The following is a 6,950-nucleotide window of genomic DNA, read 5'->3' on the forward strand; positions in this document are numbered from 1 at the left end:
GGCCCTCGGCATGGAGGAAGGACGGCACGTTGGTGATGCGCACCTCCTCGACATAGTCGCCGACCTGTTTGTACTCGGCGATGACCAGGCCGGCCGGTGTGTCGAGCCTCAGCACGCCAGGCGTCTTCGGCTTGATCAGCCCGTGCTCGATCGCCATCGTCACCGTGCCGATGGTGCCATGGCCGCACATCGGCAGGCAGCCCGAGGTTTCGATGAACAGGATGGCGATATCGCAATCCTGGCGCGTCGGCGGATAGAGGATCGAGCCGGACATCACGTCATGTCCGCGCGGTTCGAACATCAGCCCGGTGCGGATCCAGTCATATTCGGCGAGAAAATGCGCGCGCCGCTCCATCATCGTCGACCCCTGCAGCAGCGGGCCGCCGCCGGCGACCAGCCGCACCGGATTGCCGCAGGTGTGGCCGTCTATGCAGAAGAAGGATTTCTTGGCCATGACGCTCCTCGAAAAATCAAAACCCGAAAAATCAAAATCGTTGTGGACTGAAGGGGGCCAGATCGATCGGCGGAGTCTGCCCCAGGACGAGATCGCGGATCAACCGTCCGGTGGCTGCCGCCTGGGTCAGGCCGAGATGGCCATGGCCGAAGGCATAGACCACCGGCCGGTTTCCCGACACGCGACCAATGACGGGCACCGAATCCGGCAGCGAGGGACGGAACCCCATCCATTCGCGCCCGCCGGCCGGATCGAGCCCCGGCAGGAAGTTCTGCGCTTTCTGCAGCAGCGCCTTCGATCGCGCATAGTTGGGCGGCCTCTCGATGCCGCCGAGTTCGACCGCGCCGCCGACGCGCAAGCCGGTTTCGAGCGGCGTGATGACGAAGCCATGGCCGGAGAAGATCAACTGCCGCTTCACGTCGAAGGCAGCCTTCGGCAGCGTCGTGTTGTAGCCGCGCTCGGTCTCCAGCGGAATGCGATCGCCGAATTGCCTCGCCAGCAGATGCGACCAGGCGCCGGCGGCAATGATGAGATGCCTGGCTTGCCTGGTCGTGCCGTCGGCCAGCGTCAATGTGGCGYCATCCTCATCCGCCCCGACGCGCTCGATCCGGGCCATTTCAAAGCGCGCGCCCCTGGTCTGCGCGTAGGCCCATACCGCCTTGCCGAGCAGTTTTGGATCGGCGATGGTCTTCCATCCCGGCACGAACGTGCCCTTGACGAAGCGCGGCGAGAGCCCAGGCTGCAGGGCTGCAAGTTCATCGCCCTCGACATGGCGAAAACCAATGTCGAACCGCTCCCGCGCGGCCCAGCCGGGCAGCGAGGCGCGGAACTCGGCCTCGCTCTCGTAGAGTTCGAGCGAGCCGTCCTCGCGAAGCATGCCGCGCGTGCCGGAGCGATCGAGCAAGCCCATCCATTCGGCTTCGGCAAGCTTCATCATGCCCGCCTGGGCGGCGAGGCTCGCTTCATATTTTGCCGGCGCGCCGGCACGCCAGAAGCGGAACAGCCAGGGCAGAAGCTTCGGCAGATAGGCGGGCGGGATGCTGAGCGGGCCGAGTGGGTCGGCCAGCCATTTCGGCAACTGCCGGATCATGCCCTTGTGCGCCATCGGCAGCACGTCGGAAAAGGCAAAAGCGGCGGCGTTGCCGGAACTCGTTTCCTCGCAAATGCCGGTGCGATCGAAGATCGTGACCTTGCGCCCCGCCTCGGCAAGACAGGCGGCGGCGCAGATGCCGATGATGCCGCCACCTATGATGGCGATGTCTTCCCCCTCTCCCCGTTCACGGGGAGAGGGTGCCCGAAGGGCGGATGAGGGGCGGCGCCCCTCTTCTGTCGACTTCGAACTTCCGTGCACGTAAACGCTGCCTCTCTTCTGGCTGCCGCCATCTTCTCCTCATGAAGGGAAGAAGAAAGCTTTAGAACTGCGGCAGTGTCGGCCGAACCGCCAGCGCGTCCTTGACGATCTTTTCGACTGCCTTGCGGCGTTCGCCCGACAGCGGCTGGCGCGGCATGCGCACGCGGTCATTGGTTTGGATGGCGAACACTTCGGCAAGCTTGATGTTCTGCACCAGATAGGTCGAGACGTCGAGATCGAGCAGCGGCCGGAACCAGCGGTAGATGGCGAGCGCCTCTTCGCGGCGGCCCAGCTTCATCAGCTGGTAGATGGCGACAGTCTCGCGCGGAAACGCGGTGACCAGCCCGGCGACCCAGCCGATGGCGCCGACCGACAGTGCCTCGAAAGCGAGATTGTCGACGCCGGTGAACAGGTCGTAGCGAGTGCCCAAGCGATTGATGATCTCGGTCGAGCGGCGGATGTCGTCGGAGGATTCCTTGATGGCGACGAAACGCTTGTCCGATGCCAGCTCCTCCATCTGGTCGACAGTGACGTCGACACGGTAAGCGAGCCGGTTGGAGTAGATCATGACCGGCAGGTCGCCAGCCTCCGCGACGGCGCGCAGCGCCGCGACCGTCTCTTCCGTATTGGTGTGATAGATCGGGCTCGGCACCACCATCAGGCCGTTGGCGCCTTCCTTGGCGGCGCGGCGCGCAATGCTGGCCGCCTCACGGGTGCCGGCCTCATTGACTGTCAGCAGCACCGGCTTCTTGCCGGCGACCTTCTGCGCGGTCTTCAGCACCTCGATCTTCTCGTCAGGCGACAGCATCGGCCCTTCGCCGAGCGATCCGCAGACGATGATGCCGTCGCAGCCGGCCTCCATCTGCAGGCCAAAGCAGCGCTCCATCTCGGCATGGTCGAGACGATCGTCGGCAGTGAATTTTGTAGTGACGGCGGGGAAAACTCCGGTCCACATGGTCATTTCTCCATCTGATATATCAGCCGTATATCTGCTAGAAAATCATCTGTCAATGCGGAATCTCTTATGATATATCCTGGATATATCAGGAGATCGCCTTTGATATCCATGGACTCAAGCACTGCATTCGAGCCGGCGGCGGCCAAGGCCTACCGTGTGCTCGAGCACCTGATCGTCACGCTCGAACTGGCACCGGCGAGCTTCGTCACCGAGGGCGCCTTGATCGAAAGGCTGGCGCTTGGCCGCACACCGGTGCGCGAGGCAATCCAGCGGCTGGCCTGGGAAGGGCTGCTCGACGTGCGGCCGCGCGCCGGCATCGCAATCGCTCCGCTGCATCCCGGCGACTGGCTGCGCGTGCTCGATGCACGCCGCGGCGTCGAGGTGGTGCTGGCCCGGTCGGCCGCCCGCTTCGTCACCCGCGAAGCCGCCGACATGTTTCACGAAGCAGCCCTGGCCATGCAGAAGGCGGTGATCTCGGGCAACGTGCTTGCCTTCATCCAGGCCGACAAGGCGCTTGACGAAGCGCTGGCGCTGGCCGCCGACAATCCTTTCGCCGCCCGCCTGGCGGCTCCCTTGCAAACCCACAGCCGCCGTTTCTGGTTCCGCTACAAGGCCGACACCGGGCTTGCTGAATCGGCTGAGCATCATGTCGCGCTGATCCGCTCGATCCTCGACGGCGACGAGGAAGCCGCGGCCAAGGATGCCAAGCGGCTGATAACCCTGCTGCGCGGCCACGCCGAGGTGGCCGCTACCCGCCGCTGATCGGGCGGTTCAGATCCCTTGCGCCGTTGCGGTGATGGAGACGGTATTCTCCCATCCGTCACCGGTCGCGAAGATGCAGCTTCGGCCCTGCACGTCGGTCACCAGCATGGTCCATGTCCCACTTGCCGAGACATAGATCTCGACAATGGCAGCTTGCCCGACCACACCGTAGCCGATCTGCTTCTGCTGGAAGGCCTGCGCCAATCCCGCGACAAGGTCCCTGTGGCCGCCGCAGATGAATTGCGCTTGTGCCGACAGCGTCGACAACGCCAGCGCGGCGCCGATCACGGCCATCCTGATCCATAGAAATGAAAATTTGTGTGCCATCTGGCACCTCCTTCGCCTTCACGTTCCGGCAAAGGGAGGCACATGGGCAGCCTCAATATGCCGGAGCGTTCCAGGCCGGGTCCGACGTCTTCATCACGTCACTCCTTCTGGTTTCCGGTCTGTCGTCAGGGAATTCTTATCGCATTCCCTGGATTCGATATGGTGAGGTCCCGATCCGAAAACAAGCAGCATCTCAACCCTGGCGGCGAGCCGTACGGCTTCGATCCGCGTCAGGTTTCCGCGGGGTCGCGAAGCGCCGCCCATTTCAGCAGGGCGTCGAGAGCCGGACATAGCGCCTGCCCCCAGTCGGTCAGGCGGTACTCGACTTTCGGCGGCACCTGATGATGCACGATGCGGCGCACGATCCCGTCGGCTTCCATCTGCCTCAGTTGTTGAATCAGCATCTTCTGCGAGATCGCCGGGATCGCCCGTTCGAGATCGGAAAAGCGCAGCACCTTGCCGCCGAACAGGTGAAACAGGATCACCAGCTTCCAGCGGCCTTCAAGGATGCGCAGCACATTTTCCACGCCGCTCGCCGCCGACACCGGCGTCAGCGCCTCAACCTTGCTTTCGGGTCCAGACTTCCTTTCTGACATAACCTTACTTTCGGGTAAGTACCTTACTTTTTCGTCGGTTCTTGCCATTTTTTCAGCATATCTCATTTTAGGAGCCGGACAAGGCCGCGGACCTTCGCGTCTACGGCAGGACCTGGAACCGGAGATGAAACCATGATCGCGAAACTTCCGCAGCCGCTGACAGACTATTTTGCCGCTAAGAACAGGCACGACATCGACGCGATGCTCGTGCCCTTCTCGTCGGACGCCACGGTCAAGGACGAAGGTGAAACCCATCGGGGTTCGGCCGCCATCCGCGACTGGATGGAAGCAACGACGAGAAAATACCGGGTGACCGTTGAGGTCGTCGACGCGACGGTCAATGGCGATGCATGGMGGATCGCCGGCATCGTGTCAGGCAATTTCCCCGGAAGCCCGGCGACGCTGCACTACAACTTCACACTGGCCGACGGCCGGATAACGCGGCTGGAGATCGGTGCATGACCATCCTGGGAAATTCCCGGTTCAACGATCAGGAATTTGCCAAGTTGCGGAGCTGGTGAGATTCCTTTTTCCGGACCAGTGCCATTCTGACCGTATGATCCAACGCAAAAAAGGGCGCGACCAAGCCGCGCCCTTTCCTGTGAAATAGCTGTCGGATTTCAGTTCATCGTCGGGATGACGAACTCGGCCCCGTCCTTGATGCCGGACGGCCAGCGCGAGGTGACCGTCTTGGTCTTGGTGTAGAAGCGGAACGCGTCCGGGCCATGCTGGTTGAGGTCGCCGAAGGAGGACGCCTTCCAGCCGCCGAAGGTGTAGTAGGCGATCGGCACCGGGATCGGCACGTTGACGCCGACCATGCCGACCTGGACCCGCGAGGCGAAGTCGCGCGCCGCATCACCGTCACGGGTGAAGATGGCGACGCCATTGCCCATCTCGTGGTCGTTGGCGAGCTTGATCGCGCTCTCATAGGTCGGCGCCCGCACCACCGAGAGCACCGGTCCAAAGATCTCTTCCTTGTAGATGCGCATGTCCGCGGTGACGTTGTCGAACAGGCAGCCGCCCATGTAGTAGCCATCCTCGTAGCCCTGCATCGAGAAGCCGCGGCCGTCGACGACCAGCTTGGCGCCTTCCTTGACGCCGGTATCGACGTAGCCCTTGACGCGCTCGAGCGCCTGCGCTGTCACCAGCGGGCCGAAATCGGCCGAAGAGTCGGTCGAAGGTCCGACCTTCAGGCTTTCGACACGCGGAACGAGCTTTTCCATCAGCCGGTTGGCGGTGTCGTTGCCGACCGGGACAGCCACCGAGATCGCCATGCAGCGCTCGCCGGCCGAGCCGTAGCCGGCGCCGATCAGCGCGTCGACGGTCTGGTCCATGTCGGCATCGGGCATGATGATCATGTGGTTCTTGGCGCCACCGAAGCACTGCACGCGCTTGCCCGCGGCGGTGCCGCGCGAATAGATGTAGTGGGCGATCGGCGTCGAGCCGACAAAGCCGATGGCCTTGATGTCGGGATCGTCGAGGATGGCATCGACCACATCCTTGTCGCCATTGACGACGTTGAGGATGCCCGCCGGCAGGCCGGCTTCGATGAACAGTTCGGCGATGCGCATCGGCACGCCCGGGTCGCGCTCCGACGGCTTCAGGATGAAGGCATTGCCGCAGGCGATGGCCGGCGCGATCTTCCACAGCGGGATCATCGCCGGGAAGTTGAACGGCGTGATGCCGGCGACGACGCCGAGCGGCTGGCGCATCGAATAGACGTCGATGCCGGGGCCGGCGCCGTCAGTGAATTCGCCCTTCATCATATGCGGTGCGCCGATGCAGACCTCGACCACTTCGAGGCCGCGCTGGATGTCGCCCTTGGCGTCGGCGATCGTCTTGCCATGCTCGCGCGCCAGGATATCGGCCAGTTCGTCATAGTCGCGGGCGACGAGTTCGAGGAACTTCATCAGCACGCGCACGCGGCGCTGCGGGTTGGTTGCCGCCCATTTTGGCTGTGCCGCCTTGGCATTCTCGACCGCCGCGCGCAGTTCAGCCTGCGAAGCCAGCGCCACCGTGCCACGCACGGAACCGTCCATCGGCTGCATGACATCTTGCTTGCGGCCGCTGGTCCCGGCGACATGCTTGCCGCCGATGAAATGACCGTAGTCGATCATGATTTCTCTCCCTGGGTTTGTGATGGCGCATTGTCCGCCTTTGCCCGGCGGATGGCAACGCGAGCCAGAACGCAACCGTTGTGCATGAAATAGACAACGAAGGCCGACTGTGCATTAATTGCCGCAAATATCCGGCACTTCGATCGTTCCAAGGATTGAAAGATTGCATTTCTTCCCACCCCCCTCTGTCCTRCCGGACATCTCCCCCGCAAGGGGGGAGATCGGATGTTGCTTTCGTCTTCGGAAACCTTCGACGCCGCAAAGATGCCGCCGGCGGAGCTGCCACTCTCCCCCCTTGCGGGGGAGATGTCCGGYAGGACAGAGGGGGGTGGGCGGGAACGCGGCGTTCACGATTAGATCGGACCATCCCCATGAACTGGGATGA

The 6,950-nt window shown here is 63.2% G+C and carries 8 protein-coding genes; 2 read left to right on the top strand and 6 right to left on the bottom strand.

Going from position 1 to position 6,950, the window contains the following annotated elements:
* From ACXJ7R_RS20850 to ACXJ7R_RS20860, 3 genes are all read right to left on the bottom strand, one after another.
* Positions 1–454, bottom strand: a 454-nt coding sequence (locus ACXJ7R_RS20850; RefSeq protein WP_457153494.1) for a proline racemase family protein, incomplete at its 3' end; no start/stop codon positions are given.
* A 31-nt stretch (positions 455–485) separates the two neighbouring features.
* The gene (locus ACXJ7R_RS20855) at positions 486–1,805 is read right to left on the bottom strand and encodes an NAD(P)/FAD-dependent oxidoreductase (RefSeq protein ID WP_457153495.1); all 1,320 of its coding nucleotides are present in this window, start codon (positions 1,803–1,805) and stop codon (positions 486–488) included.
* 61 nt (positions 1,806–1,866) lie between these two features.
* Positions 1,867–2,760: a dihydrodipicolinate synthase family protein gene (locus ACXJ7R_RS20860; protein ID WP_457153496.1), complete on the bottom strand. Its 894-nt coding sequence runs from the start codon at positions 2,758–2,760 to the stop codon at positions 1,867–1,869.
* Between the two features lie 111 nt (positions 2,761–2,871).
* On the opposite strand from ACXJ7R_RS20860, the gene ACXJ7R_RS20865 reads away from it, so the two are divergent.
* Positions 2,872–3,525 carry a GntR family transcriptional regulator gene (locus tag ACXJ7R_RS20865; protein ID WP_457153500.1) on the top strand — a complete coding sequence of 218 codons (654 nt, stop codon included), beginning with the start codon at positions 2,872–2,874 and terminating at the stop codon, positions 3,523–3,525.
* Between the two features lie 9 nt (positions 3,526–3,534).
* Here the strand turns inward: ACXJ7R_RS20865 and ACXJ7R_RS20870 are convergent, their stop codons facing one another.
* On the bottom strand, positions 3,535–3,852 hold the full coding sequence (locus ACXJ7R_RS20870; protein ID WP_457153497.1) for a hypothetical protein: 318 nt from the start codon (positions 3,850–3,852) through the stop codon (positions 3,535–3,537).
* Positions 3,853–4,082: 230 nt separating this feature from the next.
* Positions 4,083–4,406, bottom strand: a complete 324-nt coding sequence (locus ACXJ7R_RS20875; RefSeq protein ID WP_457153501.1) for a winged helix-turn-helix transcriptional regulator — start codon at positions 4,404–4,406, stop codon at positions 4,083–4,085.
* A 174-nt stretch (positions 4,407–4,580) separates the two neighbouring features.
* On the opposite strand from ACXJ7R_RS20875, the gene ACXJ7R_RS20880 reads away from it, so the two are divergent.
* A complete protein-coding gene (locus ACXJ7R_RS20880) occupies positions 4,581–4,910 on the top strand; it encodes a nuclear transport factor 2 family protein (RefSeq protein ID WP_457153498.1) in 330 nt (109 codons plus the stop codon).
* 158 nt (positions 4,911–5,068) lie between these two features.
* Here ACXJ7R_RS20880 and ACXJ7R_RS20885 read toward each other — a convergent pair whose 3' ends face one another.
* Positions 5,069–6,565 (bottom strand): CoA-acylating methylmalonate-semialdehyde dehydrogenase, encoded by a 1,497-nt coding sequence (locus tag ACXJ7R_RS20885; RefSeq protein ID WP_457153499.1) that lies wholly within the window; start codon positions 6,563–6,565, stop codon positions 5,069–5,071.
* Positions 6,566–6,950 lie beyond the last annotated feature (385 nt).

The organism is Mesorhizobium sp. P5_C1, assembly GCF_054049815.1.